The organism is Pseudomonas vlassakiae (genome assembly GCF_014269035.2).
Taxonomy (GTDB): domain Bacteria; phylum Pseudomonadota; class Gammaproteobacteria; order Pseudomonadales; family Pseudomonadaceae; genus Aquipseudomonas; species Aquipseudomonas vlassakiae.
The window spans coordinates 1-25,545 of sequence record NZ_JABWRP020000012.1; the positions used below are offsets into that span (position 1 = coordinate 1).

The 25,545-nt window shown below is 62.7% G+C and carries 26 protein-coding genes; 10 read left to right on the forward strand and 16 right to left on the reverse strand.

From position 1 onward, the window contains the following. Positions 1-1,186, reverse strand: a 1,186-nt coding sequence (gene tyrS, locus HU738_RS16300) for a tyrosine--tRNA ligase (protein WP_217871473.1), incomplete at its 3' end; no start/stop codon positions are given. A 215-nt stretch (positions 1,187-1,401) separates the two neighbouring features. Here tyrS and HU738_RS16305 point away from each other — a divergent pair. Both HU738_RS16305 and HU738_RS16310 read left to right on the forward strand, forming a co-directional pair. Beyond that, positions 1,402-2,820: a peptidoglycan DD-metalloendopeptidase family protein gene (locus HU738_RS16305; RefSeq protein ID WP_176506102.1), complete on the forward strand. Its 1,419-nt coding sequence runs from the start codon at positions 1,402-1,404 to the stop codon at positions 2,818-2,820. Between the two features lie 3 nt (positions 2,821-2,823). After that, positions 2,824-3,915, forward strand: a complete 1,092-nt coding sequence (locus HU738_RS16310) for an anhydro-N-acetylmuramic acid kinase (protein ID WP_186602925.1) — start codon at positions 2,824-2,826, stop codon at positions 3,913-3,915. 58 nt (positions 3,916-3,973) lie between these two features. Here the strand turns inward: HU738_RS16310 and erpA are convergent, their stop codons facing one another. Next, positions 3,974-4,324, reverse strand: coding sequence for an iron-sulfur cluster insertion protein ErpA (gene erpA / locus HU738_RS16315; RefSeq protein WP_015268740.1), 351 nt, complete (start codon positions 4,322-4,324; stop codon positions 3,974-3,976). Positions 4,325-4,470: 146 nt separating this feature from the next. Next, complete coding sequence (argC, locus tag HU738_RS16320; protein ID WP_099813712.1) at positions 4,471-5,505, reverse strand: N-acetyl-gamma-glutamyl-phosphate reductase; 1,035 nt, start codon at positions 5,503-5,505, stop codon at positions 4,471-4,473. Positions 5,506-5,647: 142 nt separating this feature from the next. On the opposite strand from argC, the gene hemJ reads away from it, so the two are divergent. From hemJ to HU738_RS16350, 6 genes are all read left to right on the forward strand, one after another. Further along, positions 5,648-6,073, forward strand: coding sequence for a protoporphyrinogen oxidase HemJ (hemJ, locus tag HU738_RS16325; protein ID WP_176506100.1), 426 nt, complete (start codon positions 5,648-5,650; stop codon positions 6,071-6,073). A 22-nt stretch (positions 6,074-6,095) separates the two neighbouring features. After that, on the forward strand, positions 6,096-7,052 hold the full coding sequence (locus HU738_RS16330) for an NAD(P)H-dependent flavin oxidoreductase (RefSeq protein WP_186602924.1): 957 nt from the start codon (positions 6,096-6,098) through the stop codon (positions 7,050-7,052). Positions 7,053-7,119: 67 nt separating this feature from the next. After that, entirely contained in the window at positions 7,120-7,902 is a 783-nt protein-coding gene (locus HU738_RS16335; protein WP_186602923.1) for an SDR family NAD(P)-dependent oxidoreductase, read from the forward strand. Between the two features lie 62 nt (positions 7,903-7,964). Beyond that, positions 7,965-8,303, forward strand: a complete 339-nt coding sequence (locus HU738_RS16340) for a histidine triad nucleotide-binding protein (RefSeq protein WP_054885194.1) — start codon at positions 7,965-7,967, stop codon at positions 8,301-8,303. 66 nt (positions 8,304-8,369) lie between these two features. After that, on the forward strand, positions 8,370-9,017 hold the full coding sequence (coq7, locus tag HU738_RS16345; protein WP_176506096.1) for a 2-polyprenyl-3-methyl-6-methoxy-1,4-benzoquinone monooxygenase: 648 nt from the start codon (positions 8,370-8,372) through the stop codon (positions 9,015-9,017). A gap of 13 nt (positions 9,018-9,030) precedes the next feature. After that, complete coding sequence (locus HU738_RS16350) at positions 9,031-10,071, forward strand: DUF2157 domain-containing protein (protein ID WP_186602922.1); 1,041 nt, start codon at positions 9,031-9,033, stop codon at positions 10,069-10,071. Between the two features lie 42 nt (positions 10,072-10,113). Here HU738_RS16350 and HU738_RS16355 read toward each other — a convergent pair whose 3' ends face one another. Beyond that, entirely contained in the window at positions 10,114-10,536 is a 423-nt protein-coding gene (locus HU738_RS16355; protein ID WP_039602515.1) for an OsmC family protein, read from the reverse strand. A 189-nt stretch (positions 10,537-10,725) separates the two neighbouring features. Here HU738_RS16355 and crp point away from each other — a divergent pair, with 189 nt between their 5' ends. Continuing rightward, complete coding sequence (gene crp, locus HU738_RS16360; RefSeq protein ID WP_186602921.1) at positions 10,726-11,370, forward strand: cAMP-activated global transcriptional regulator CRP; 645 nt, start codon at positions 10,726-10,728, stop codon at positions 11,368-11,370. Here the strand turns inward: crp and HU738_RS16365 are convergent. The 4 genes from HU738_RS16365 to HU738_RS16380 form a co-directional block, all read right to left on the reverse strand. Further along, entirely contained in the window at positions 11,367-12,071 is a 705-nt protein-coding gene (locus HU738_RS16365) for a lipoate--protein ligase family protein (RefSeq protein ID WP_186602920.1), read from the reverse strand. The two genes, crp and HU738_RS16365, sit on opposite strands and share 4 nt — an antisense overlap. Positions 12,072-12,175: 104 nt before the next feature. Further along, a complete protein-coding gene (gene trpC, locus HU738_RS16370; protein ID WP_176506092.1) occupies positions 12,176-13,009 on the reverse strand; it encodes an indole-3-glycerol phosphate synthase TrpC in 834 nt (277 codons plus the stop codon). Then, positions 13,006-14,055: an anthranilate phosphoribosyltransferase gene (gene trpD / locus HU738_RS16375; protein ID WP_176506091.1), complete on the reverse strand. Its 1,050-nt coding sequence runs from the start codon at positions 14,053-14,055 to the stop codon at positions 13,006-13,008. The genes trpC and trpD overlap by 4 nt, the downstream gene beginning before the upstream one ends. 9 nt (positions 14,056-14,064) lie before the next feature. Next, positions 14,065-14,658: an aminodeoxychorismate/anthranilate synthase component II gene (locus HU738_RS16380; RefSeq protein ID WP_186602919.1), complete on the reverse strand. Its 594-nt coding sequence runs from the start codon at positions 14,656-14,658 to the stop codon at positions 14,065-14,067. 374 nt (positions 14,659-15,032) lie between these two features. Between HU738_RS16380 and estP the strand changes: the two genes are divergently transcribed. Further along, positions 15,033-16,913: an esterase EstP gene (gene estP / locus HU738_RS16385; RefSeq protein ID WP_186602918.1), complete on the forward strand. Its 1,881-nt coding sequence runs from the start codon at positions 15,033-15,035 to the stop codon at positions 16,911-16,913. Positions 16,914-17,042: 129 nt separating this feature from the next. On the opposite strand, the gene trpE is transcribed toward estP, so the two are convergent. The 8 genes from trpE to HU738_RS16425 form a co-directional block, all read right to left on the reverse strand. Continuing rightward, positions 17,043-18,524: an anthranilate synthase component I gene (gene trpE, locus HU738_RS16390; protein ID WP_186602917.1), complete on the reverse strand. Its 1,482-nt coding sequence runs from the start codon at positions 18,522-18,524 to the stop codon at positions 17,043-17,045. A gap of 70 nt (positions 18,525-18,594) precedes the next feature. Next, positions 18,595-19,413, reverse strand: coding sequence for a phosphoglycolate phosphatase (locus tag HU738_RS16395; protein ID WP_186602916.1), 819 nt, complete (start codon positions 19,411-19,413; stop codon positions 18,595-18,597). Further along, positions 19,410-20,084 (reverse strand): ribulose-phosphate 3-epimerase, encoded by a 675-nt coding sequence (gene rpe / locus HU738_RS16400; protein WP_027917448.1) that lies wholly within the window; start codon positions 20,082-20,084, stop codon positions 19,410-19,412. Before rpe ends, HU738_RS16395 begins: the two co-directional genes overlap by 4 nt. A gap of 176 nt (positions 20,085-20,260) precedes the next feature. Continuing rightward, the gene (locus HU738_RS16405) at positions 20,261-21,088 is read right to left on the reverse strand and encodes an ABC transporter permease (protein ID WP_054885205.1); all 828 of its coding nucleotides are present in this window, start codon (positions 21,086-21,088) and stop codon (positions 20,261-20,263) included. A gap of 11 nt (positions 21,089-21,099) precedes the next feature. Continuing rightward, entirely contained in the window at positions 21,100-22,347 is a 1,248-nt protein-coding gene (locus tag HU738_RS16410; RefSeq protein ID WP_176506086.1) for an ABC transporter permease, read from the reverse strand. Positions 22,348-22,407: 60 nt separating this feature from the next. Continuing rightward, a complete protein-coding gene (locus HU738_RS16415) occupies positions 22,408-23,442 on the reverse strand; it encodes an ABC transporter substrate-binding protein (RefSeq protein WP_186602915.1) in 1,035 nt (344 codons plus the stop codon). 40 nt (positions 23,443-23,482) lie between these two features. Continuing rightward, positions 23,483-24,607: an ABC transporter ATP-binding protein gene (locus HU738_RS16420; RefSeq protein WP_054885208.1), complete on the reverse strand. Its 1,125-nt coding sequence runs from the start codon at positions 24,605-24,607 to the stop codon at positions 23,483-23,485. 303 nt (positions 24,608-24,910) lie between these two features. Then, positions 24,911-25,540, reverse strand: coding sequence for a response regulator (locus HU738_RS16425; RefSeq protein ID WP_054885209.1), 630 nt, complete (start codon positions 25,538-25,540; stop codon positions 24,911-24,913). Positions 25,541-25,545: the final 5 nt, after the last annotated feature.

Below are 25,545 nucleotides of genomic sequence, written 5' to 3' on the forward strand. Positions count from 1 at the left end.
GGGTAACCCGCGCAAACGACTTCTTACCCGCCTGGCACACATGGGTCGCGCCGAGGACAAAGATGAAGTCTTTGTCGACCACCGCACCATCGACTTTCACTGCCCCACCATTGAGCAGGTCACGCGCCTGGGCCGAATTCTTGACCAAGCCCGCACGGTTCAGTACCGCAGCTATCGGCAGGTCCTCGGCAGCAGCCACTTCAATCTCCGGCAGGTCTTCCGGCAACTCGCCCTCTTTCATGCGGTTGCCCGCCGCGCGATGAGCATTGGCCGCCGCTTCCTCGCCATGGAAACGCGCAACGATCTCTTCGGCCAGCTTGATCTTGATGTCACGCGGGTTCGCGCCATTGGCCACGTCGGCCCGGAATTGATCGATCTCTTCCATCGAGCGGAAGCTCAGCAGCTCGAAGTAACGCCACATCAGTGTGTCCGGGATCGACACCAGCTTGCTGTACATCACACCCGGCGCCTCCTGGATGCCGACATAGTTGCCCAGCGACTTGGACATCTTCTTCACGCCATCAAGCCCTTCGAGCAATGGCATGGTCACGATGTTCTGTGCTTCCTGCCCATAGGAACGCTGCAGCTCGCGCCCCATCAGCAGGTTGAATTTCTGATCGGTCCCTCCCAGCTCCACATCCGCCTTCAGCGCCACGGAGTCGTAACCCTGCACCAGCGGGTAAAGGAACTCATGAATGGCGATCGGCTGGTTGGTGGTGTAGCGCTTGTCGAAGTCATCACGCTCGAGCATGCGTGCAACGGTGTACTGCGATGCCAGACGGATGAAGTCCGCCGGGGTCAGCTGGTCCATCCAGGTCGAGTTGAACGCGACTTCAGTCTTGGCCGGGTCGAGGATCTTGAAGACCTGCTGCTTGTAGGTCTCGGCGTTCTCCAGCACCTGCTCGCGGGTCAGCGGTGGGCGCGTGGCACTCTTGCCGCTCGGGTCACCGATCATGCCAGTGAAGTCACCGATCAGGAAGATGACCTGATGCCCCAGCTCCTGGAACTGGCGCAGCTTGTTGATCAGCACCGTGTGCCCCAAGTGCAGGTCAGGCGCAGTCGGGTCGAAGCCTGCCTTGATACGCAGAGGCTGGCCACGCTTGAGCTTCTCGACCAGTTCCGACTCGACCAATACCTCTTCCGCACCGCGCTTGATAAGCGCCAGCTGCTCTTCAACCGACTTCATAGACAGACCCGCAAGGCTCAGATTCAAAGGGAGCCAACCATACAAGATCGGCCATCAATTACAAGTTTCGAAATGAAATGTGACCCGACCGACGCGTCACGGCGTCTACGCGCCCTTGCGCGAAAGCGGATTTGGTTATATTTTATACAGTTATTTCATCTTCATCATGTCATTCATCTTTTCCATATTCATTTTTCTTCAAAGTCACCTTACCTATGACCAACGAAACGCCTAAAGCGCCCCCGCTTTATCCGAAAAGCCATCTGTTGGCCGCCAGCGGTATTGCCGCCCTGCTCAGCCTGGCACTGCTGGTATTTCCCTCCAGCGAGGTCGAAGCCAAAAAGACCACCCTCAGCCTGGAGCTGGAAAGCCCGGCCGAGCAGTTGAAGGACGAATCCAGCACCACGCCGCTGGTCCAGGCTCAAGGCGATCAGGGCTCCCCCTTCGCACAGATCGACGGTGCCGAGACCAGCACCGAGCAGGCAGCACAAGAAGCGCCGGCCACCGAGAAAACGCCTGAGGCCAAGGAGCCAGGTCACCGCGAAGTGACCGTATCCCGTGGCGACACCCTGTCCACCCTGTTCGCCAAGGTAGGTCTACCGGCCAATGCCGTGCACGACCTGCTGGCCAGCAACAAGCAAGCCAAGCAGTTCAGTCAGCTCAAGCATGGCCAGGTGCTGCAGTTCGAACTCGACAAGGATGGCCAACTGGCCAGCCTGCACAGTAAGGTCAGCAACCTCGAAACCATCCGCTTGACCAGGACCGCCAAGGGCTACACCTTCGATCGCGAGATCAGCAAGCCGGTGGTCCGCACCGCTTACGCCCATGGCGTGATCAAAAGCTCGCTGTCGGCATCTGCCCAGCGCGCAGGACTTTCCCACAGCATGACCATGGACATGGCCAAGGTCTTGGGCTACGACATCGACTTCGCCCAGGATATCCGCCCGGGCGACGAGTTCGACGTGGTCTACGAGCAAAAGGTCATGGACGGTAAGGTGGTCGGCACCGGCAACATCCTGTCCGCACGCTTCACCAACCGCGGCAAGACCTACACCGCCGTGCGCTACACCAACAAGCAGGGCAACACCAGCTACTACACCGCTGACGGCAACAGCCTGCGCAAGGCTTTCATCCGCACCCCGGTCGACTTCGCCCGCATCAGCTCGCGCTTTTCCGCCGGCCGCAAGCACCCGATCCTGAACAAGATTCGCGCGCACAAGGGCGTGGACTATGCCGCCCCGCGTGGCACGCCGATCAAGGCAGCCGGTGATGGCCGCATCGAACTGGCTGGCCGCCGCGGCGGTTACGGCAACACCGTGATCATTGCCCACGGCAACAGCTACAAAACCCTTTACGGTCACATGCAGGGCTTCGCCAAGGGCATCAAGACCGGCAGCAACGTGAAACAGGGGCAGATCATTGGTTACATCGGTACTACTGGCCTGTCGACCGGCCCGCACCTGCACTACGAGTTCCAGGTAAACGGCGTGCACGTCGACCCGCTGAGCCAGAAGGTGCCGATGGCTGATCCGATCGCCAAGAACGAACGCCAGCGCTTCATGCAACAGAGCCAACCATTGATTGCCCGCATGGACCAGGAAAAGGCCACCATGCTCGCGGCCAACAAGCGCTGACCCATGGCGCTTTATCTGGGGGTGATGTCCGGTACCAGCCTCGATGGCCTGGATATCGCCCTGGTCGATCAGGGCGAACAGCTTCAGCTGCTCGCCACTCACTACCTTCCCATGCCGACCGACCTGCGCCAGCAACTGCTCAGCCTCTGCAGCAGCGGCCCTGACGAGATTGCCCGCGCCGCGCTGGCAGAGAACCACTGGGCCAGCCTGGCAGGTGAAGGCGTACGGCAGTTGCTCGACAAGCAAGGGCTGCCGGCCGGGGCCATCCGCGCCATCGGCAGCCATGGCCAGACCATCCGCCATGAGCCGGCTCGCGGCTTCACCGTGCAGATCGGCAACCCGGCGCTGCTCGCCGAGCTTACCGGTATCAGCGTGGTCGCCGATTTTCGCCGCCGCGATGTAGCCGCAGGGGGCCAGGGCGCCCCCTTGGTACCAGCCTTCCATGAAACCCTGTTCGGCCACCTCGGCCAGCGCCTGGCGGTCCTCAATGTGGGTGGTTTCAGCAACCTGAGCCTGATCGAAGAGGAGAAGCCCGTGCATGGCTTCGACTGCGGGCCCGGCAACGTGCTGCTGGACGCCTGGATCGAGCGCAAGCGTGGTCAGGCTTATGACGCGGATGGTGCCTGGGCGGCCAGCGGCATCGTGCAGGGCGATCTGCTCAGCCGCCTGCTGAGTGACCCGTTCTTCGCCGGCACCGGTCCGAAGAGCACCGGCCGAGAAGTGTTCAACCTGCCATGGCTGGATGGCCACCTGGCGAGTCTACCGAGCTACCGTGAAGAAGATGTCCAGGCCACCCTGCTGGAGCTGACTGCGCGCGGCATCGTCGAATCGTTGCAGAACGCCCAGCATGGCACCGAGGCACTGCTGGTCTGCGGCGGCGGCGCTCGCAATGGCGCCCTGATGAATCGGCTTGCCGAACTGCTGCCCAAGGCCCGGGTAACCAGCACCGGTGCCCATGGCGTGGATCCGGACTGGGTCGAGGCCATGGCCTTTGCCTGGCTCGCCCACTGTTGCCTCGAGGGCATTGCTGCCAATCGACCCAGTGTGACAGCGGCCAAGGGGTTACGCGTACTCGGCGCGATCTACCCCGCCTGACCCCAAGCCAGAAAGCAAAACGCCGCGCAATAGCGCGGCGTTTTCGTACAGCCTGGGCTCAGATCGAGAACGAAGAACCGCAACCGCAGGTGGTCGCCGCATTCGGGTTCTTGATCACGAAGCGCGAACCTTCCAGGCCTTCCTGATAGTCCACTTCGGCACCGGCGAGATACTGGAAGCTCATGGGGTCGACCACCAGCGAAACGCCTTCACGCTCGACAATGGTGTCGTCTTCAGCCACGTCCTCATCGAAGGTGAACCCGTACTGGAAGCCCGAGCAGCCGCCACCGGTGACGAACACGCGCAGCTTGAGGCGGTCATTGCCTTCTTCGGAAACCAGGTTCTTCACCTTTTGCGCGGCGCCGTGGGTGAATTCCAAAGCCGTAGGGGTGAAGGTTTCGACGCTCATGTTGATTCTCCCGGCGCGGTAGCCGCCATAAAACTCGATGACGCGCATTATCCGCTTCTCCGAGAAAATTGGTCAAGAATTGTGCGGCTTTAGTCGCGACAAACAAAAAGGCCCGCACTGGGCGGGCCTGTTCCATCAGCGAGCGCTTACGGCAGCAGGCCGGCATGAGAAAGGCCCATGCGCTCGTCCAGGCCGAACAGGATGTTGAGGTTCTGCACCGCCTGGCCCGAAGCCCCTTTGACCAGGTTGTCGATTACCGACAGCACCACCACCAGATCCCCCCCCTGCGGGCGATGAACGGCGATACGGCAGACGTTGGCTCCGCGCACGCTGCGGGTTTCCGGGTGGCTGCCAGCCGGCATCACGTCGACGAACGGCTCGTCGGCGTAGCGCTTTTCAAACAGCGCCTGCAGGTCTATCGACTTGTCGGCGACGGTCGCATACAGGGTGGCGTGAATGCCACGGATCATCGGAGTCAGGTGCGGCACGAAGGTCAGTCCGATATCCCTGCCAGCGGCCAGGCGCAGACCCTGGCTGATTTCAGGCAGGTGACGATGGCCCTTGACCGCGTAGGCCTTCATGCTTTCGCCTGCCTCGCAGAACAGCGAACCCACCGCTGCACCACGGCCAGCGCCGCTGACGCCCGACTTGCAGTCGGCAATGAGGCGCGAGGGGTCGGCCAGGCCAGCCTCGAGCAGAGGCAGGAAGCCCAGCTGGGTAGCGGTCGGGTAGCAACCCGGCACGGCAATCAGGCGTGCCTGGCGGATCTTTTCACGGTTGACCTCAGGCAAACCGTAGACGGCGTCCTTGAGCAGCTCTGGCGCGCCATGTGGCTGGCCATACCATTTGCCCCACTCGGCTGCATCCTGCAGGCGGAAGTCGGCGGACAGGTCGATCACCTTGGTGCCGGCCGCCAACAGCTCGCCAGCCAGGGCATGGGCGACCCCGTGCGGCGTGGCGAAGAACACCACGTCGCAGGCGGCCAGGGTTTTGCTGTCCGGCACGCTGAAAGCCAGGCCGTCATAGTGGCCGCGCAGGTTCGGATACATGTCGGCGACCGCCACGCCCGCTTCGGAGCGCGAAGTGATGACCGCCACTTCGGCCTGAGGATGCTGTGCCAGCAGACGCAACAGTTCGACGCCGGTGTAACCCGTGCCGCCGACGATACCGACCTTGATCATAACGCTTGCCCCTTATCAACGAGCCGTCTGGAAAGCGCACGATGATAGGGGGGCAAAGCGGCTGTAACAACTCTTGGGGTGCCCCTTCGAGCGCTTGAGCTCTACTATCTGACGACCGTGATTACCTGAAGGAACTCCCTCCATGCTTTACCTATGGATCAAAGCGCTGCATATCGTCAGCGTGGTCTGCTGGTTCGCCGGCCTGTTCTACCTGCCCAGGCTGTTCGTTTACCACGCCCAGAGCCAGGACAGCATCAGCCAGGAACGCTTCGTTACCATGGAGCGCAAGCTGTACCGCGGCATCATGAACCCGGCAATGATCGCCACTTACGTGTTTGGCGCCTGGATGCTCTACCTGACACCCGGATGGCTGAGCCAGGGCTGGCTGCATGCCAAGCTCACCCTGGTGATTCTGCTGACCGGCTACCATCACATCTGTGGCGCTCAGCGCAAACGCTTCGCCGCTGGCAACAATACCCGCAGCCACGTCTACTACCGCTGGTTCAACGAGGTGCCCGTACTGTTCCTGCTGGGCATCGTGATGCTCGTGGTGGTCAAACCGTTCTGACATAACAGATGGAGCCTGATCCATGTCCCTGCCCGCTTCGCTTGAACAACGCCTGCGCTTGCCTGTGGTGGCAGCGCCGATGTTCCTGATTTCCAACCCCGAGCTGGTACTGGCCTGCTGTGGCAGTGGCGTGGTCGGCAGTTTCCCGGCGTTGAACCAACGTGACAGCACCGGTTTCAAGGCCTGGCTGGAAGAAATCGAGGCGGGGCTGGCACAGTTGCAGGCGCCAGCACCCTATGCGGTGAACCTGATCGTCCACCCGACCAACCCGAGGTTACAGGCTGACCTCGCACTGTGCGTCGAGCACCGCGTACCCATTGTCATCACCAGCCTCGGCGCCGTGAAGGAGGTGGTGGATGCAGTGCACGGCTACGGCGGCCTGGTGTTCCACGACGTCACCACCCGCCGTCACGCCGAGAAAGCCGCCGACGCCGGCGTCGACGGCCTGATCGCCGTGGCAGCCGGCGCCGGTGGCCATGCAGGTACCTGGAGCCCGTTCGCGCTGGCGGCCGAGATCCGCCAGTTCTTCGACAAGACCCTGCTGCTGGCCGGCTGCATCAACCACGGCCACGAGATTCTCGCTGCACAATTGCTCGGTGCCGACCTGGCCTACATGGGCACGCGCTTCATTGCCACCCACGAAAGCCATGCCCAGGCAGCCTACAAGCAGATGCTCCTTGAGGCCCAAGCCGCAGACATCATCCACACGCCTGCCGTCTCCGGCATTCCGGCCAGCTTCCTGCGCCCCAGCCTTGAACAGGCCGGGTATGACATGGCGGCACTGAAATCCGGGCACGAACAAGGCAAGCTCAAGCCGATCGACGATGAAGCCAAGGCCTGGAAGACCGTCTGGTCGGCCGGCCAAGGCGTCGGCGAGATCCATGACTTGCCTGCAGCCGCCACACTGATCGAGCGCCTGCACGGCGAGTACCGCGCCGCCTTGGCGCGTTCCCAGGCGTTGCGCGACAAGGCCTTGTAGCAAAAGGCAACAACTCGCCCGGCCAGGCTGTACACTAGGCGCCCTCTTCAGCCTCCAGGAGCCTTGCATGACCCGTTACGCCATGATTACCGGAGCTTCCAGCGGCCTGGGCCTGGCCCTGGCGGAAGCACTGGCACGGCGCGGGCGCAACCTGATCCTGGTGGCACGCCATCGAGAAACGTTGGAGCCGATAGCGCTCGAGCTAGCCCAGCGCTTCGGCGTCGAAGTGCTGCTGCGCGCCTGTGACCTCAGCCAACCCCTGCGGCTGTCCGGTTTCGTGCTGGAACTGGAAGAAGGCGAGCGACGCATCGACCTGCTCGCCAACTGCGCCGGCCAGCGGACCTATGGCCCGTTTCTGGCCCACGAGTGGGCCGACGAGCAGGACTTGCTTGAGGTCAACATCCTTGCCCTGAGCCGACTGTGCCACGCCATTGGCAACCTGATGGCGGTGCAAGGTGGCGGGCAGATCCTCAACGTCGCCGGCCTGGCCGCTGCAGCACCGGGGCCGGGCATGGCCACCTATGCCGCCAGCAAAGCCTATGTGATGCACTTCAGCGAAGCGCTGCGAGAAGAGCTCAAGCCTGCTGGCATCAAGGTCTCGGTGCTTTGCCCCGGCCCGGTACGCTCATCGCGCCGTCGCATCCCGCGGCTTGAAGGCAACAGCCGTTGCCTGAGCCCCGAAGAAGTGGCGTTGTACACGGTGCGCGCATTGGCGAAAAATCGCGCAGTGATCATGCCGGTACGGCGTAATCGCTGGCTGGCCTTCGCTCCGCGCCTGCTGCCGCGCTGGTTGACACGCAAGCTGGCCGGCTTCATCCATCGCCGTTACTGCCCGGTTGGCATGGAATAGCCACTGGGCGAGTGACGCCCGGCTGAGTACACTCGGCCGACACTCACCATGGAGCAAGTGCTGTGGAAGATCTATTCATCAAGATCATCAACCGGGAGATCCCGGCGAAGATCATTTACGAGGACGACCAGGTTCTGGCGTTCCATGACATCGCGCCGCAGGCGCCGGTGCATTTTCTGGTCATCCCGAAGAAGCACATCCGCACCCTAAATGACCTGACCGAAGAGGACAAGGGCCTGGCCGGCCACATCCTGTTTACCGCCCAGCGCCTGGCCAAGGAACTGGGCTGCGAGGATGGCTTCCGCGTGGTCATGAACTGCAACGAGCAAGGCGGCCAGACCGTCTATCACATCCACATGCACGTGCTTGGCCAGCGCCAGATGCACTGGCCACCGGGCTGACCCAAGGCAAGCTCCTCCTGAGCGATTGAGGTAAACTGTCGGGCATCACTTCAGCGGAGGTGCCCGATGGCTACCGAACGTCACTACTCGCCGCTCGACCGCTTGTTGCTGCAGGCCGATACCGCCATGCGCACCTTGCTACCCTTCAGCGGCCAACCCTCCCGTCCCTCGCCGGCGATCATCCAGCCTGATGCGGAACTGGATGACAACCAGACCCGCCACATTGCCGGGCTGATGCGCATCAACCATACCGGCGAAGTCTGCGCCCAGGCGTTGTATCAGGGCCAAGCCCTGACCGCCAAGCTGCCGCAAGTGCGCAAGGCCATGGAACAGGCTGCAGAAGAGGAAGTCGACCACCTGGCCTGGTGCGAACAACGTATCCGCCAGCTGGGCAGCCACCCGAGCGTGCTCAACCCACTGTTCTACGGCATGTCATTCGGCATTGGCGCTCTCGCCGGCCTGGTCAGCGACAAAGTCAGCCTGGGTTTCGTCGCCGCTACCGAACATCAGGTCTGCAAGCACCTGGACGAACACCTGGAACAGCTGCCGCAGGAAGACGAGAAATCCCGCGCCATTCTCGAACAGATGCGCGTGGATGAAGAACAGCACGCCGAGTCTGCGCTTGAAGCTGGCGGCTACCGCTTCCCGATGCCGGTGCGTTTCGGCATGAGCCTGCTGGCCAAGGTCATGACCAAAAGTACCTACCGCATCTGACAAGGACACACGCATGAGGGACCGTATCGACGCCAAGGACCTGGCGCGCGCCGTGCAAGCCGGCATTCTGCAGCCTGGCCAGGACCAGGCCTTGCTGGGTTTCCTGCGCCAGCAAACGCCAGCCCAGGGCAGTTTCCAGCTTGCCCATGTCGCCTTTTACTTCGGCGCCCTGCTGATCATGGGGGCAATGGGTTGGCTGCTCACCGAAGCCTGGATGACCATGGGTGACGGGGCCTTGCTGGCCATCGCCACGCTTTATGTCGTTCTCTTCACCTCGTTCGCCCTCAACCTGAAGGGGCGCAAGCAACCGGTTGCCGCCGGGGTACTGGCCGCCGTCGCGGTCAGCATCGTGCCGTTGGTCGTGTTCGCCATCGAGCGCCTGACGGGTTGGTGGCCACTGGATGATGCGCAAGCGGACTATCACCAGTACTACACCTACGTGCAGGGCGGCTGGCTGCTGATGGAGGCCGCCACCGTGGTTGCCGGGCTGCTCATGCTGCGCCTGGTTCCCTACCCCTTCGTGGTGATGCCGATCGCCGTTGCCCTGTGGTTCATGTCGATGGACCTGAGCGAATGGGTGTACGGCTCGCCCTTCTCCTGGGAACAGCGGCGCACGGTGTCACTGTGGTTCGGGCTCGGCTTGCTCCTGGTATTCCTGATCGTCGACGGGCGTACCCGCGAGGACTATGCCCACTGGGGCTATCTGGCTGGCCTGGCGGCATTCTGGGGCGGGCTGACGATGATGGAAAGCGACAGTGAACTGGGCAAGGCGCTGTACTGCCTGATCAACTTGGCCTTGATGGGGGCTGCGGTGTTGTTGCGCCGGCCGGTGTTCATGGTGTTCGGCGCGCTGGGGGTAGCAGCTTATCTGGGTTATCTGTCTTACGACGTGTTTGCCGAATCGCTGCTGTTCCCGCTGGTGCTGACCTTCATCGGGCTGGGGGTGATCGGCCTGGGGTTGGGGTATCAAAAGCGGCGGGAACAGTTGAGCCGGGCGGTCAGAAGCAGTTTGCCGGCATGGTTGCTGAGCGCCTTCCCGGCCCTGCGTGACTGACTGGGGCTCGCCGGGGCCGCTGTTCGGCCCCGATCGTCGGACTCAGCCCAGCTCTACGATTTCATAGCCATGGGTGATTTCAACACCGGCACGTTCGAGCATGATCGACGCCGAGCAGTACTTCTCAGCCGACAGCTCCACCGCACGCTTGACCTGAGCCTCTTTCAGCCCTCGCCCTTTGACCACGAAGTTCATGTGGATCTTGGTGAACACCTTCGGGTCTTCACTGGCACGCTCGGCGTCCAGGAACGCTTCGCAGCTTTCCACCGCCTGGCGCGACTTCTTCAGGATGCTCACCACGTCGAAGCTGCTGCAGCCTCCAAGGCCGAGCAGGAGCATTTCCATCGGGCGCACGCCCAGGTTGCGGCCACCCGCCTCGGGCGGGCCGTCCATCACCACCACGTGGCCGCTCCCCGATTCACCGAGGAACATCGCTTCACCGGCCCACTGGATGCGTGCCTTCATCTGTCCGTACTCCTGGATTCGCAAAAGGGTGTCAGCTTAAGCCTTGTATGCCTGTCGGAAAAGCTCAATGCGAGTCGCTTTAGTGGCAAAACTTCAAGCGCTGTCTGATAAGCTGGCGCCAATTGACTGGCGCGTCGCGTCAGACAAGGTTTAGAAGAGCCTATGCCTCGCCTCGAACAGGATTTCGTGATGGTTGCCTCAGCCCTACCCGCCAAGATCAAGAACATCGACAAACTGCTGGTTCATTGCCAGCGCCGCCGCTACACCGCCAAAAGCAATATCATCTGCGCAGGCGACCGTGCCGAAACGCTGTCGTTCATCATCAAGGGCTCGGTCACCATCCTGATCGAAGACGACGAAGGTCACGAGATGATCATCGCCTACCTCAACAATGGCGACTTCTTTGGCGAACTGGGGCTGTTCGAACCGCTCGGTGGCGAACAACAGCGCAGCGCTTGGGTGCGGGCCAAGACCGAGTGCGAAGTCGCCGAGATCAGCTACGAAAAGTTCCGCGAACTGGCCCGCCTGGACCCGGAGATTCTCTACGCCCTGGGCAGCCAGATGGCCCAACGCCTGCGCAACACCACACGAAAGGTTGGCGACCTGGCCTTCTTTGACGTCACCGGTCGCGTGGCCCGTTGCCTGCTCGACCTGTGCAAGCAACCGGATGCCATGACCCACCCGGACGGCATGCAGATCAAGATCACCCGACAGGAAATCGGCCGCATCGTCGGTTGCTCGCGGGAAATGGTCGGCCGCGTCCTCAAGGACCTCGAGGAGCGCAGCCTGGTACAGGTCAAGGGCAAGACCATGGTGGTCTACGGCACTCGTTAATCTCTGGGAAGGGCTGCCAACACCTCGTCATAGGCCAGGGACAGGCGCTCGAACCAGGGTGCCTCAGGCGCCACTTCGTGCAAGGCGATATGGCTGTCGGCGCGGCAGCGTTGCTCCAGGTCGCAGCACTCATTGAAGCGGTTGACCGCTGCGACCATCGACTCGCGCTCGTTGTCCAGCAGCAGCGCACCATGCACCAGCACCACCGGGCGTTTGCCACCCAGGCCCTGGCGCCAGCGCTGGGCCGTGCCGACCAGCTTGCGGCCATTGAGGTTAACGTTGTAACGGCCATCGCAGAAAGCACCGTCGATTTCACCTACCGAAGCGACGCCGCCCCACTCGCGCAACACGTCGCACAAGGGCAAGCACAGACGCTCGTAGGCGCTTTCGATACGGCCATGGTCGCCTTCGCTGCGCGGGGCCACGTAGACCAGCGCAATGTTCACCGTGGCGTGCGACTGCGGCACTGGCTCGCCGCCCGTTTCACGCAGCAGGATCGGCCAGCCGGCAATCGCCAGCTCGGCACATGCGGCTTCGAAGTTTTCCAGCCGGCTCATGCGCCGGGGCATGACCAGAGCGTGGTCGGTGGGGCGCCAGAACAACACGCCGCAATCGCGCTCGCCTTGGCAAACGGCAGCCAACAGCTCCTGCTCGGCTTGCAGGCCCTGTTCGACGGTCAGGGCCAGGGGTTGATCGGTCATTGATCCACCTTTGATGTTGGTTTCACCGACCTTTTACGGGCATGTCCGCGAAGAGGCCGGAACAGGCATACAAAAAAGCCGGCATAAAGCCGGCTTCGTTTCAATCAGTCCAGCGTCTGAACGGTCTTCTTCACCTGATCCGGGAAGAACAACCGCTGCAGTTCCAGCCCCGGCTGCGGGGCGCGCATGAACGCCTCACCGACCAGGAACGAATACACCTCGTTGATTTCCATCAGTTCGACATCGGCGCGGTTGAGAATACCGCTCTCGGTAACCACCAGGCGGTCACGCGGGATCCGCGGCAGCAAGTCGAGGGTGGCTTCCAGGCTGACCTCGAAGGTGTGCAGGTTACGGTTGTTCACACCCACCAGCGGCGTATCGAGGTTGTTCAGCGCACGCTCCAGTTCACCGCTGTCATGCACTTCGACCAGCACGTCCAGGCCGAGGTCCTTGGCCACCGAGGCCAGTTCGACCATTTTCACATCATCCAGCGCCGACACGATCAACAGCACGCAGTCAGCACCCAGGGCACGGGCCTCGACGATCTGGTAGGGGTCGACCATGAAGTCCTTGCGGATCACCGGCAGCGAAACCGCGGCGCGCGCCTGCTGCAGGTACTCGTCCGCGCCCTGGAAGTAATCCACATCGGTCAGCACCGAGAGGCAGGTCGCCCCGCCCTTCTCGTAGCTGACGGCGATGTCCGCCGGCACGAAGTCTTCGCGGATCACACCTTTGCTCGGCGACGCCTTCTTGATTTCGGCGATTACCGCTGGCTGCTTGCGCTTGGCCTGCTCAATAAGTGCATTGGCAAAGCCACGTGGGGCATCCGCTGCCTTGGCCTTGCGCTCCAGATCGGCCAGGCTGACGCGCGCGCTGCGCTCGGCCACTTCCTGGAACTTGCGGGCGATGATCTTTTCCAGCACCGTCGGCACACTCATGCTTCGTTCTCCACCTTGAATACTGCAGTAAAGGCGCCCAGTTCCTGCAGTTTCTCCCAGGCCAGCCCGGTGTGCAGTACGTCGTGGGCCAGTTCCACGCCAGCCTTCAGGCTCATGGCATGGTCAGCGGCATACAGTGCCGCGCCAGCATTGAGCACGATCATTTCGGCGGCCTTCTGGCCGTTTTCGGTCTTGCGCCGGCCCAGGGCATCGCGGATCAGCTCCAGCGAGGCCTGCGGCGTCTCGACAGCCAAGCCATGGAGGCTCTGGCTCTTCATGCCGAGGTCTTCGGGTTCGACCCAATACTCAGTGATCTCGCCATTCTTCAGCTCGGCGACAAAGGTTGGCGCAGCCAGGCTGAACTCGTCCAGGCCATCCTTAGAGTGCACCACCAGCACATGCTTGCTGCCCAGGCGCTGCAGGACCTCGGCCAACGGGCGGCATAGCGCCTGGGTGAACACGCCGACCACCTGGTGCTTCACACCGGCCGGGTTCGTAAGCGGGCCGAGCATGTTGAACAGGGTACGCAGCCCCAGATCGCGACGCGGGCCAGCGGCGTATTTCATGGCACTGTGATGGCTCTGGGCGAACATGAAACCGATGCCCAAGCTGTCGATGCAGCGAGCGACCTGGGTCGGGGTCAGGTTCAGGTAGATACCGGCGGCTTCCAGCAAGTCGGCGCTGCCGCTCTTGCCCGACACGGCACGGTTGCCATGCTTGGCCACGCTGCAGCCGGCAGCGGCGAGGACAAACGAGGAGGCGGTGGAAACGTTGAAGATGTTGGCGCCATCACCGCCGGTACCGACGATATCCACCACGCCATCGAGGCTTTTCAGTTCGACCTTGTCGGCCAGCTCGCGCATCACCGAGACCGCACCGACGATCTCGTCAATGCTCTCGCTCTTCATGCGCATGCCCATCAGGAAGGCGCCGATCTGCGCCTCGCTGCACTGGCCGGTCATGATCTGGCGCATGACGTCACGCATTTCATCGGTGCTGAGGTCCAGGTGACCGACGATGCGGCCCAACGCGCTCTTGATATCCATGATCGATCCTTAGCGGCGGCCGCCGGTCTGCTTGAGGAAGTTGGCGAACAGCTCGTGGCCCTGCTCGGTGAGGATGGACTCGGGGTGGAACTGTACCCCTTCAATGTTCAAGGTCTTGTGGCGCAGGCCCATGATCTCGTCGACCGAACCGTCTTCATGGGCAGTCCAGGCGGTGACCTCCAGGCAATCGGGCAGGGTTTCGCGCTTGACCACGAGGGAGTGGTAGCGGGTCACCGTGAGCGGGTTGTTGAGCTCGGCGAACACGCCGAGGTCGCGGTGGTGCACCGGGCTGGTCTTGCCATGCATGACCTGACGGGCACGCACCACATCACCGCCGAAGGCCTGGCCGATGGACTGATGGCCCAGGCAGACCCCCAGGATCGGCAGCTTGCCGGCAAAATGCAGGATGGCTTCGATGGACACGCCCGCTTCGCTCGGCGTGCACGGGCCAGGGGAGACGACGATGCGCTCGGGCTTGAGGGCTTCGATCTCGGCGATGGTCATTTCGTCATTGCGAATGACCTTGACCTCGGCACCCAGCTCGCCAAGGTACTGAACAACGTTGTAAGTGAATGAGTCGTAATTGTCGATCATCAGTAACATCGGGCTAAACCTCTTGAATCTACTGACTTCAAAAAACGAACCTTCCTACACCACCGCAGGCACGGTTTGGCCACGAAGGGCAGTCGCTGAACGGACAGGAAGGTAAACGGGGACAGGCCGGACTGGCCGGCAGGAGATAAAGTCAGGCGCGCCAACGCCAACGGGCGTGGGCCTTGATTACGCGCATCAAGAGTTTGCTGACGATCAACACAGGATAGGTCTCGCTCATACTTGCAGGCACAGTAGCCTACCGGGGCGGCTGGCGCAATATGCCCGTAAACACGGGGAAACGAATGGACTTGGGAGGGATGCAAAGCGATTTGCTAAGGTCGAGCAGCTACTCCTCATAAAAACAATGAAAAGGATGTTCAACGATGCGAAAAGCACCCATGGTACGGTTTACCCTCGCCTCGCTGGCCTTGGCCTGCAGCCAGGCCTTCGCCGCGCCTTCGCCCTACTCCACATTGATCGTGTTTGGCGACAGCCTCAGTGATGCCGGGCAGTTTGGTGGCGCACGCTTCACCAACCGCGATGCCAATGGCGACTACGCCCCGGTGTCGCCGATGATCCTGGGCGGTCGGCTGGGCGTGAACCCGACAGCGCTCGGCCCCTCCACCTCCCCCGTCAATCCGTTGCTGGGGATTGCCGATGGCAACAACTGGGCGGTCGGTGGTTACACCACCCAGCAGATCCTCGATTCGATCACCACGACATCGGAAACCGTCATCCCGCCGGGCCGGGAAGGTGCAGGCCTAGTACTGCGTGAGCGTCCTGGCTACCTGGCCAATGGCCTGCGCGCTGATCCCGACGCGCTGTACTACCTGACAGGCGGCGGCAACGACTTCCTTCAGGGCCTGGTCAACAGCCCGGCCGATGCCATCGCCGCCGGTGGCCGCCTTGCTGCCAGTGCCCAGGCCCTGCAGCAAGGTGGGGCCCGCTACATCATGGTCTGGCTGTTGCCCGACCTCGGGCAGACCCCGAACTTCAGCGGCACGCCCCAGCAAAACCCGTTGTCGCTGCTGTCTGGTGCGTTCAACCAGTCGCTGCTCAGCCAACTGCGGCAGATCGATGCCGAAATCATCCCGCTGAACATTCCCGTGCTGCTGAGCGAGGCCCTGTCCAGCCCCGGTCAGTTCGGCCTGGCCGCCGGCCAGAACCTGGTTGGCACCTGCTACAGCGGCGAAGGGTGCGTGGAGAACCCGCTATATGGCATCAACGGCACAACGCCAGATCCGAGCAAACTGCTGTTCAATGACTCGGTACACCCGACCATTGCTGGCCAGCAACTGATTGCCGACTACGCCTACTCGATCATTTCTGCTCCTTGGGAGTTGACCCTCTTGCCGGAAATGGCTCACGCCAGCTTGCGTGCGCACCAGGACGAACTGCGCAATCAGTGGCAGTCACCCTGGCAGGCCGTCGGCCAATGGCAAGCTTTCGTCAGCACCGGTGGCCAGGACCTGGACTTCGATGACCAGCGCAGTGCTGCCAGCGCTGACGGACACGGCTACAACCTGACCTTGGGCGGCAGTTACCGTTTCAACGACGCCTGGCGCCTGGGCCTTGCCGGTGGTGTATACCGGCAGAAGCTGGAGGCCGGTGAACAGGACTCGGACTACAAGCTCGACAGCTACCTGGCCAGCGCCTTCGCCCAGTTCCGGCAGGACCGCTGGTGGGCCGATGCCGCGTTGAGCGCGGGTCATCTGGACTACCACGACCTCAAGCGCACCTTCGCACTTGGCGTCAACGACCGTAGTGAAAAGGGTGACACCGATGGCGAGGCCTGGGCCGTGACTGCCCGGGTGGGCTACAACCTGGCGGCCGAAAGCAGCAGCTGGCAACTGGCACCTTTTATCAGTGCCGATTATGCGCGGGTAAAAGTGGATGGCTATGACGAAAAAAGCGGGCGATCGACTGCGCTGGGCCTTGATGATCAGGAGCGGACTTCGCGGCGCCTGGGCGTTGGGCTGCTAGGCAGCGTGCAGGTACTGCCGAGCACCCGGCTGTTTGCCGAGGTGGCGCAGGAGCACGAGTTCGAGGATGACCAACAGGATGTGACCTTGCACCTGACGACGTTGCCGGCCAATGACTTCACACTGACTGGGTATACGCCGCACAGCGACCTGACCCGGGCTAGCCTGGGAGTGAGCCATGAACTGGTGGCGGGGGTGCATCTGCGCGGTAATTACAACTGGCGCAAGAGTGATGAACTGACCCAGCAGGGGGTGAGCCTGGGAGTGAGTGTGGACTTCTAGATCGTTGGGGCCGCTTTGCGGCCCTTTCGCGGCTAAAGTTGCTCCTACAGGTAGCGCACAGCATTGAAAGCGGTGCATACCCTGGGACGGCTTTCGCCGCGAATGGGCTGCAAAGCAGCCCCAACCGATTTACTTGGCAGAGGTCTGCTCAGCCAGCGCCACGGCACGGAACATCGCCCGGCGCTTGTTGATGGTTTCTTCCCACTCCAGGGCCGGCACCGAGTCGGCAACGATGCCGCCACCTGCCTGCACATGCAGTTCGCCGTCCTTGATCACCGCAGTACGGATGGCAATCGCGGTATCCATGTTGCCGTTCCAGGCGAAATAACCGACCGCACCACCGTAGACACCACGCTTGACCGGCTCGAGCTCGTCGATGATCTCCATCGCGCGGATCTTCGGTGCACCCGACAGGGTGCCCGCTGGCAGGATTGCCCGCAGTGCATCCATCGCGGTCAGGCCTTCACGCAGCTGGCCGGTCACGTTGGACACGATGTGCATCACGTTCGAGTAGCGCTCGATCACCATCTTCTCGGTCAGGCGCACGCTTCCGGTCGACGAAACGCGACCCACGTCGTTGCGGCCCAGGTCGATCAGCATCAGGTGCTCGGCGATCTCTTTGTCGTCCGACAGCAGGTCGTCTTCCAGCGCCCGGTCCGCTTCTTCGGTAGCGCCACGCGGACGGGTACCGGCGATCGGGCGCACGGTGACCAGGTTGTCTTCCACCCGCACCAGCACTTCCGGCGAGCTGCCGACCACATGGAAGTCGCCGAAGTTGAAGAAGTACATGTACGGCGTCGGGTTGAAGCAACGCAACGCGCGGTACAAGTCGATGGGGGCAGCCTTGAAGTCGATCGACATGCGCTGCGACGGCACGACCTGCATGCAGTCGCCGGCCAGGATGTACTCCTTGATCCGGCCCACCGCGTTCTCGTAATCGTCACGGGTATAGCTGGAACGGAATTCCGGCTCGGCAGCCATCGGGCCGCTCAGGTCCAGGCCACGGCGTGGGATGATGGGCTGACGCAGCTTCTCCAGCAGGCCCTGCAGTTGCGCCTGACCTTGCTCGAAGGCCTGCTCTTGCGCCGGGTCAACCAGCACGATGGCGTGCATCTTGCCCGCCAGGTTGTCGAACACCACCACCGCGTCGGAAACCATCAGCAGAATATCCGGCACACCCAGCGGGTCCGGGTTCGGGCTGGCACCCAGGCGCTTCTCGACATAGCGCACGCAGTCATAGCCGAAGTAGCCGACCAGGCCACCGTTGAAGCGCGGCAGGCCAGGAATGTCGGCGACCTGGTAACGGTCCTTGAAGCTTTCGACGAAGGCCAGCGGGTCCTCGACGTCGTGGCTTTCCACCTCCACGCCATCCTGCAGGATGCTCACGCGGTAGCCATGCACGCGCATGACGGTGCGCGACGGCAGGCCGATCATCGAGTAACGGCCCCACTTCTCACCGCCCTGCACAGACTCGAGCAGGTAGGAGTTGGCCTGGTCGGCCAGTTTCAGGTAGATCGACAGCGGCGTGTCGAAGTCGGCCAGGGTTTCACAGGCCAAAGGGATGCGGTTGTAGCCGGTAGCGGCCAGGCGCAGGAATTCTTCGCGGGTCATGGGTAGCCTCGTGGCAAGCAGCAATAGGGTCGGGCAAGCGGACGGGCCGGCAGGCGCCGGCGGGCATGAGTCAGGCGCGCCAGCGCCAACGGGCCAGGGCCTTGATGACTTTCATCCAGAATTTGCCAGTGACCGCCACGGTGGACTCTCTGTCTTGGGAGGCTTGAAGGTCCGCCAACGTTATCCCAGTGGCCGAGTCTGCGCAACCAGGCAGCAGAGCCCGCAGGTCGTCGACCACCAGGCTGGGGGATTCCTCGGTGATTGGCCGGCCATGGTTGTAGCCATAGGTGAGACCCACACATTGCACGCCGGCCGCTTTGGCCGCCAGCACATCGCTGCGCGAATCGCCGACGAACAGCGACTGCTGCGGGCTGACACCGGCCATCTGCATGACGAACAGCAGCGCCGCCGGGTCGGGCTTTTTCTGCGGCAGGGTATCGCCACCGATGATCCAGCGGAAGTAGCGCCCGATCTTCATCTGGTCCAGCAACGGTGCGACAAAGCGCTCCGGCTTGTTGGTGATCAGCGCCATTTCCACGCCCTGCTTCTGCAGCCAGCGCAGGGTGTCTTTCACGCCGGGGTAGAGCACGGTGAGCTCATGGTGTTCGGCGTAGGCGTCCATGAACAGCGCCAGGCCCTTTTCGGCCAGCGCATCGTCCACATCTTCATGCTCGATGCCACCGGCCAGCGCGCGGCGCACCAGTATCTGGGCGCCGTTGCCAACCCAGTGGCGCACCGCCTCAAGACCCGCTGGCGGGCGACCCAGTTCGAGCAGCATGCGATCCACGGCGGCGGCCAGGTCGGGTACCGAGTCGATCAGCGTACCGTCCAGATCGAACATCACCAGCCTGGGCAGCGTCCCCGGGAACAGCTGCTCGAAGCCACTCATGGGCGGGCCTGGGCCAGTTCGGCACGCATCTTGGCGATGACTTCCTGGTAGTCCGGAGCGTTGAAGATCGCCGAGCCGGCTACGAAGGTGTCAGCGCCAGCGGCGGCGATTTCGCGGATGTTGTTGACGTTGACGCCGCCGTCGATCTCCAGGCGGATGTCGCGGCCGCTGGCGTCGATCAGCGCACGCGCTTCGCGCAGCTTGTCGAGGGTGCCAGGGATGAACTTCTGCCCGCCGAAGCCGGGGTTGACGCTCATCAGCAGGACCATGTCGACTTTGTCCATCACGTACTTCAGGGCATCCAGGCTGGTGGCCGGGTTGAACACCAGGCCGGCCTTGCAGCCGCCGTCCTTGATCAGTTGCAGCGAGCGGTCGATGTGCTGCGACGCTTCCGGGTGGAAGGTGATGTAGGTGGCACCCGCTTCGATGAAGTCGCCGATGATGCGGTCGACCGGGCTGACCATCAGGTGCACGTCGATCGGTGCGGTCACGCCGTATTTGCGCAGCGCGGTGCAGACCATCGGGCCGATGGTCAGGTTGGGTACGTAGTGGTTGTCCATGACATCGAAGTGGACGATGTCGGCACCCGCGGCCAGCACCTTGTCGACGTCTTCGCCCAGGCGGGCGAAATCGGCAGAGAGAATGGAGGGGGCAATAGCGTAGGGCTGCATGGCGCACCTGTTGGCAGAATCACGGTGGCGCGCATTGTAACTCAGGGAAGCGCATGAGGGCTGATTAGCGTCAACCTGCACTGGCCTCTTCGCGGCTCAAGCTGCGACCACAGAGGGGATGCGAACCCTGTGGAAGCGGCTGTGGCCGCGAAGAGGCCGGTACAGATACCGCATGATCAGGCAGGTTGCTGAGTCCTGAGCTTCTCGCTACGCCCGCGCAACCACTCCAGGGTCAGCAGCAGCACCACCGAGAAGGCAATCAACAGGGTCGCCGCCGCCGCAATGGTCGGGCTGAGGTTCTCGCGAATACCGCTGAACATCTGCCGCGGCAGGGTCGCCTGCTCCGGTCCGGCGAGGAACAGCGTCACCACCACTTCGTCGAACGACGTGGCAAAGGCGAACAGTGCCCCCGAGATCACTCCAGGGGCGATCAGCGGCAAGGTCACCCGACGGAAGGTCAACAACGGCGAGGCGCCGAGGCTGGCAGCCGCACGCACCAGGTTGTAGTTGAAGCCCTGCAGGGTCGCCGACACGGTAATGATGACGAACGGCACGCCCAGCACTGCGTGCACCAGGATCAGCGAGGTGAAACTATTGCCCATGCCCAGCGGGGCGAAGAACAGGTAGCTGGCCACGCCGATGATCACCACCGGTACCACCATCGGCGAAATCACCAGCGCCATCACCAGCGATTTGCCCGGGAAATCGCCACGGGTCAGGCCGATCGACGCCAGGGTGCCAAACACCATGGCCAGCACCGTGGCCGCTGGCGCGACGATGATGCTGTTCTTCAATGCCCGCATCCACTCGGCGGAGGCGAAGAAGTCGTGGTACCACTGCAGCGAAAAGCCTTGCAGTGGATAGACCAGGAAACTGCCGCTATTGAACGACAGCGGCACGATCACCAGCACCGGCAACACCAGGAACAGCAGGATCAGGCCGCAGAGGATGCGCAGGGTGTAGAACCAGACCCGTTCGACGGGCGACATGTAGGGGCTCAGCATCTCAAGGTTCCTCAGCTCAGGCGCAGGCGGCTGGCGCCGACCAGCCAGCTATAGATCAGGTACAGCAGCACGGTCGCCAGCAGCAACAAGCCACCCAGGGCCGTGGCCATGCCCCAGTTGATGCTGGTGTTGGTGTAGAAGGCGACGAAGTAGCTGACCATCTGGTCGTTCGGGCTGCCGAGCAGCGCCGGGGTGATGTAATAGCCGATGGCCAGGATGAACACCAGCAGGCAACCGGCGCCGACCCCGGCGTAGGTCTGCGGGAAGTACACCCGCCAGAAGCTGGCAAACGGGTGGCAGCCCAGCGAAATCGCCGCACGCATGTAGCTCGGCGAAATACCTTTCATCACGCTGTACAGCGGCAGGATCATGAATGGCAGCAGGATGTGCACCATCGAGATGTACACCCCGGTGCGGTTGAATACCAGCTCCAGTGGCTGGTCGATGATGCCCATCGCCATCAGCGCACTGTTGATCAAACCGCCGGACTGCAGCAGCACGATCCACGCAGCGACCCGTACCAGGATCGAGGTCCAGAACGGCAGCAGCACCAGGATCATCAGCAGGTTGCTCTGCCGGGTCGGCAGGTTGGCCAGCAGGTAGGCCAGCGGATAGGCCAGCACCAGGCAGATGGCGGTGATCACCACACCCATCCACAGGGTGCGGGCAAAGATATCCAGGTAGATGGCCTGGTCGGGGGTGGCTTTGGCCAGCTCGCCAAGGTCATCGATGCGGTGGTCGAGCGACGCCAGCAGGTAGAACGAGGTCAGCGAGCTGGTATTGCGGCGGATCGCCTGCCAGTACGCCGGGTCGCCCCAACGCTCATCGAGTGCCTGCAAGGCATCCTTGTATGAGGCAGGCTCTGCCTTGAACGGCAGCGCCCGTGCGGTCTTGGCCAGCAGGCTGCGGTAGCCGGCCAGTTCCATGTTCAGGCGCTTGGAGAGGTCGCCCAGGGTCTGGTTCTTGCGCGACTCGGCCAAATCTTGGCTCAGCGCCTTGTAGACGTCTTCGCCGGGCAGGCTCTTGCCGTCCCACTGGCTGATCAACTCGACCGTGCGCGGCAGGCCGCCGACCACTTCCGGGTTGCCGACGCTCTTGTACAGCAGCGCCGCGATCGGCACCAGGAACACCAGCAGGAGAAACAGCGCCAGCGGCGCTATCAACGCCTGCGCCTTCCAGCGGTTGACCCGCTCGGCATGCTTGAGGCGCTGCTTGAGACTTGGACCTGCGCCTTCGTTGAGGGGCACTGCAATGGCCATGGCGAACTCCGCGATACAGGCTGAAATTGGGGCCGCAGCGCGGCCCCGCTTCCCGGTTTCTTACTTCTTCGCCGCCCAGGCGTTGAAGCGTTGCTCCAGCTGCTCGCTGTTGTCGGCCCAGAAGGCCACGTCGATCTGCACCTGGTTGGCGATGTTCTCAGGCGTGGTCGGCATGTCTTTCTTCACCGCATCGGCCAGCAGCGGGACGGCCTTGGAGTTGGCCGGGCCATAGGCGATGTTCTCGGAGTAGGTCTTCTGCTGCTCGGGCTGCACGGTGTAGGCGATGAACTTCTTCGCCTCCTCCACATCCTTGGCGCCTTTCGGGATCGCCCAGGCATCGAAGTCGTAGATGCCACCGTTCCACACCACCTTGAGGTTGCTCTCTTTCTGCACGGCGGCGATGCGGCCGTTGTAGGCCGAGCTCATGACCACGTCACCCGAGGCCAGGTACTGTGGCGGCTGGGCGCCCGCTTCCCACCACTGGATGCTCGGCTTGAGCTCGTCGAGCTTCTTGAAGGCGCGGTCCACGCCCTCCTTGGTCCCCAGCACCTGATACACATCCTTCGGCGCCACGCCGTCGGCCATCAGGGCGAACTCGAGGGTGTACTTGGCGCCCTTGCGCAGGCCACGCTTGCCCGGGAATTTCTTGGTGTCCCAGAAATCGGCCCAACTGGTCGGTGCGGTCTTGAGCTTGTCGGCGTTGTAGGCCAATACCGTGGACCATACGAAGAAGCCCACGCCGCATGGCTGGATGGCGCCCTTCACATAATCGGACTGGTCGCCGAACAGGGCCGGGTCGAGCTCTTCGAACATGCCCTCGTCGCAACCACGGGCCAACTCTGGCGACTCCACCTCCACCAGGTTCCACGACACGCTGTTGGTGTCGACCATGGCTTTGACCTTGGCCATTTCACCGTTGTACTCACCTGCGACGATCCTGCCCTCGCCGGCCTTTTCCCATGGCTCGTAGAATGCCTTGACCTGGGCCGCCTTGTTGGCACCGCCGAAGGAGACCACGGTCAGGTCCGCCGCCATGCTCTGGCCAGCGGCGCACAGGCCGAGGGCCAGGGCGGTCAGTTTCAACTGCTTGCGCATTATTATTCTCTCCACAGTACAGGGTTGGTGAAGCAATCGATCAGTGGGCTTCGGCAATCGGATCGAGCGCGCGGGCGTGCTCCACCTCCCAGCCCAGGGGTACCACATCGCCCACGGCCAGCGCCGGGTCGAGCTCGGCGATCGGCTGTTTGACGAAGAAGTCGGCCTTGCCACAGACCTCCAGGCGCACCCGTACGTGGTCGCCCAGGTAGATGAACTCGGCCACGCGGCCAGAGAAGCGGTTGACGCAGCTTTCGCTGTGGCCGTTGAGGCGCACGCGCTCGGGGCGTACCGAAAGGGTCACCGGCTCGCCGGCCTGGCCGACATTCACCGCCAGCGCCTCGACCCGCTCGCCACGGGCCAGCTGCACCTGGCAACGCTTGCCATCGCTGGCCAGCAGGGTGCCGTTGATGCGGTTGTTCTCGCCGATGAAGTTGGCGACGAAGGTGTTGCAGGGTTCTTCATAGAGGGTGCGCGGGTCGGCGATCTGCTGGATTTCGCCTTGGTGGAACACCGCCACGCGGTCGGACATGGTCAGTGCCTCACCCTGATCGTGGGTCACGTAGACCACGGTCACGCCCAGGCGCTGGTGAATGTGCTTGATCTCCATCTGCATGTGTTCACGCAGCTGCTTGTCGAGGGCGCCCAGCGGTTCGTCCATCAATACCAGCTGTGGCTCGAACACCAGTGCCCGAGCCAATGCCACACGCTGCTGCTGACCGCCGGACAGCTGGCCGGGGTAGCGCTTGGCGAAAGCATCGAGCTGGACCATGTTCAGCACCCGCTTGACCCGTTCGCTGATGTCGGTCTTGCTCAGGCCGCGCACGGTCAGCGGGAAGGCCAGGTTCTCGGCCACGGTCATGTGCGGGAACAGTGCGTAGTTCTGGAACACCATGCCGATGTCGCGCTTGTGCGGCGGCACGTTGTTGATCGAGCGCCCGGCCAGCTGGATTTCACCGGCGGTCGGGGTTTCGAAACCGGCCAGCATCATCAGGCTGGTGGTCTTGCCCGAGCCGGAGGGGCCGAGCAGGGTGAGAAATTCACCCTTGCGAATGTCCAGGTTGAGGTTTTTGACGATCAGCGATTCGCCGTCGTAGCTCTTCTGCACACCACGGAAGCTGACCAGCGTCTCGCTGGTGGCAGCGTTCGAATTCGCCTCGCTCATGCCTGCACCTTCTTGTTGGAATGACTGCGTAGGCAAAAGAGTAAAAGAGCCGCCAGCGCCCGGAAATCGGCGCTGCTGAGAGAATGCCATCATCCCGCTGGAAGATTTGCTGTAGGGCAATCCCTACACGAATGGCGCTTTCAGGACATGCGCGTTCTTTGTGGGAGCGGCCTTGCGTCGCGAAAGGGCCGCATCGCGGCCCCGGCACTCTCTGCTGCGAAGCTGAAATCTGGGGCTGCTACGCAGCCCTTTCGCGACGCAAGGCCGCTCCCACAGGGACCGCGTCATCTGCCGTAGTCGCAATCAGACCAGCTTGTGCTCCATGGCGTACTTCACCAGCTCCGCCAGCGAATTGACCTTGAGCTTCTGCATCAGCCTGGCCTTGTGGGTGCTGATGGTCTTGCTCGACAGCGCCAGTTGCTGGGCGATGTCGTTGACGTTGGCGCCCTGGGCCAAGCGCTCGAACACCGAGAACTCGCGCTCTGACAACAGCGTGTGCAGTGGCCGGGTTTCAGTCAGGCCTACCTCGAAGACCATGCGGTCGGCCAGTGCCGGATCGATATAGCGCCCGCCGCCTGCCACCCGGCGAATCGCCGTGAGCAACAGGGCCGGGTCACTGTCCTTGGTCGCATAGCCAGCAGCGCCAGCTTTCAAGGCGCGGGCAGCCATTTGCGCCTCATCGTGCATCGACAGCATCAGGATCGCCGGGGCATCGTGCAACGCGCGGATTCGCGGGATCGCCTCCAGGCCATTCACCCCCGGCATGGAGATGTCCAGCAACACCACCTCGCAGGGTGTGTGGCGCAGGGTTTCGAGCAACTGCTCGCCGTTCCCGGCCTCCCCCGCCACCTGCATGTCTTTGGCCAGGCCAATCAACTGTTTGATGCCTTCGCGGACAATGGTGTGGTCTTCGGCCACCAGCACTCGAATCACGCTCG

Bases quoted from the DNA above. Each gene is read 5' to 3' on its own strand.
- HU738_RS16350 (WP_186602922.1), top strand. From the start codon at position 9,031: ATGAGGGACCGTATCGACGCCAAGGACCTGGCGCGCGCCGTGCAAGCC.
- argC (WP_099813712.1), bottom strand. From the start codon at position 5,505: ATGATCAAGGTCGGTATCGTCGGCGGCACGGGTTACACCGGCGTCGAA.
- rpe (WP_027917448.1), bottom strand. From the start codon at position 20,084: ATGCAGCCCTACGCTATTGCCCCCTCCATTCTCTCTGCCGATTTCGCC.
- HU738_RS16415 (WP_186602915.1), bottom strand. From the start codon at position 23,442: ATGCGCAAGCAGTTGAAACTGACCGCCCTGGCCCTCGGCCTGTGCGCC.
- HU738_RS16420 (WP_054885208.1), bottom strand. From the start codon at position 24,607: ATGAGCGAGGCGAATTCGAACGCTGCCACCAGCGAGACGCTGGTCAGC.
- hemJ (WP_176506100.1), top strand. From the start codon at position 5,648: ATGCTTTACCTATGGATCAAAGCGCTGCATATCGTCAGCGTGGTCTGC.
- crp (WP_186602921.1), top strand. From the start codon at position 10,726: ATGGTTGCCTCAGCCCTACCCGCCAAGATCAAGAACATCGACAAACTG.
- HU738_RS16365 (WP_186602920.1), bottom strand. From the start codon at position 12,071: ATGACCGATCAACCCCTGGCCCTGACCGTCGAACAGGGCCTGCAAGCC.
- HU738_RS16330 (WP_186602924.1), top strand. From the start codon at position 6,096: ATGTCCCTGCCCGCTTCGCTTGAACAACGCCTGCGCTTGCCTGTGGTG.
- HU738_RS16310 (WP_186602925.1), top strand. From the start codon at position 2,824: ATGGCGCTTTATCTGGGGGTGATGTCCGGTACCAGCCTCGATGGCCTG.
- HU738_RS16405 (WP_054885205.1), bottom strand. From the start codon at position 21,088: ATGCTGAGCCCCTACATGTCGCCCGTCGAACGGGTCTGGTTCTACACC.
- HU738_RS16410 (WP_176506086.1), bottom strand. From the start codon at position 22,347: ATGGCCATTGCAGTGCCCCTCAACGAAGGCGCAGGTCCAAGTCTCAAG.
- HU738_RS16395 (WP_186602916.1), bottom strand. From the start codon at position 19,413: ATGAGTGGCTTCGAGCAGCTGTTCCCGGGGACGCTGCCCAGGCTGGTG.
- HU738_RS16355 (WP_039602515.1), bottom strand. From the start codon at position 10,536: ATGAAGGCACGCATCCAGTGGGCCGGTGAAGCGATGTTCCTCGGTGAA.
- HU738_RS16335 (WP_186602923.1), top strand. From the start codon at position 7,120: ATGACCCGTTACGCCATGATTACCGGAGCTTCCAGCGGCCTGGGCCTG.
- HU738_RS16305 (WP_176506102.1), top strand. From the start codon at position 1,402: ATGACCAACGAAACGCCTAAAGCGCCCCCGCTTTATCCGAAAAGCCAT.
- erpA (WP_015268740.1), bottom strand. From the start codon at position 4,324: ATGAGCGTCGAAACCTTCACCCCTACGGCTTTGGAATTCACCCACGGC.
- HU738_RS16380 (WP_186602919.1), bottom strand. From the start codon at position 14,658: ATGTTACTGATGATCGACAATTACGACTCATTCACTTACAACGTTGTT.
- coq7 (WP_176506096.1), top strand. From the start codon at position 8,370: ATGGCTACCGAACGTCACTACTCGCCGCTCGACCGCTTGTTGCTGCAG.
- trpC (WP_176506092.1), bottom strand. From the start codon at position 13,009: ATGAGTGTGCCGACGGTGCTGGAAAAGATCATCGCCCGCAAGTTCCAG.
- estP (WP_186602918.1), top strand. From the start codon at position 15,033: ATGCGAAAAGCACCCATGGTACGGTTTACCCTCGCCTCGCTGGCCTTG.
- trpE (WP_186602917.1), bottom strand. From the start codon at position 18,524: ATGACCCGCGAAGAATTCCTGCGCCTGGCCGCTACCGGCTACAACCGC.
- trpD (WP_176506091.1), bottom strand. From the start codon at position 14,055: ATGGATATCAAGAGCGCGTTGGGCCGCATCGTCGGTCACCTGGACCTC.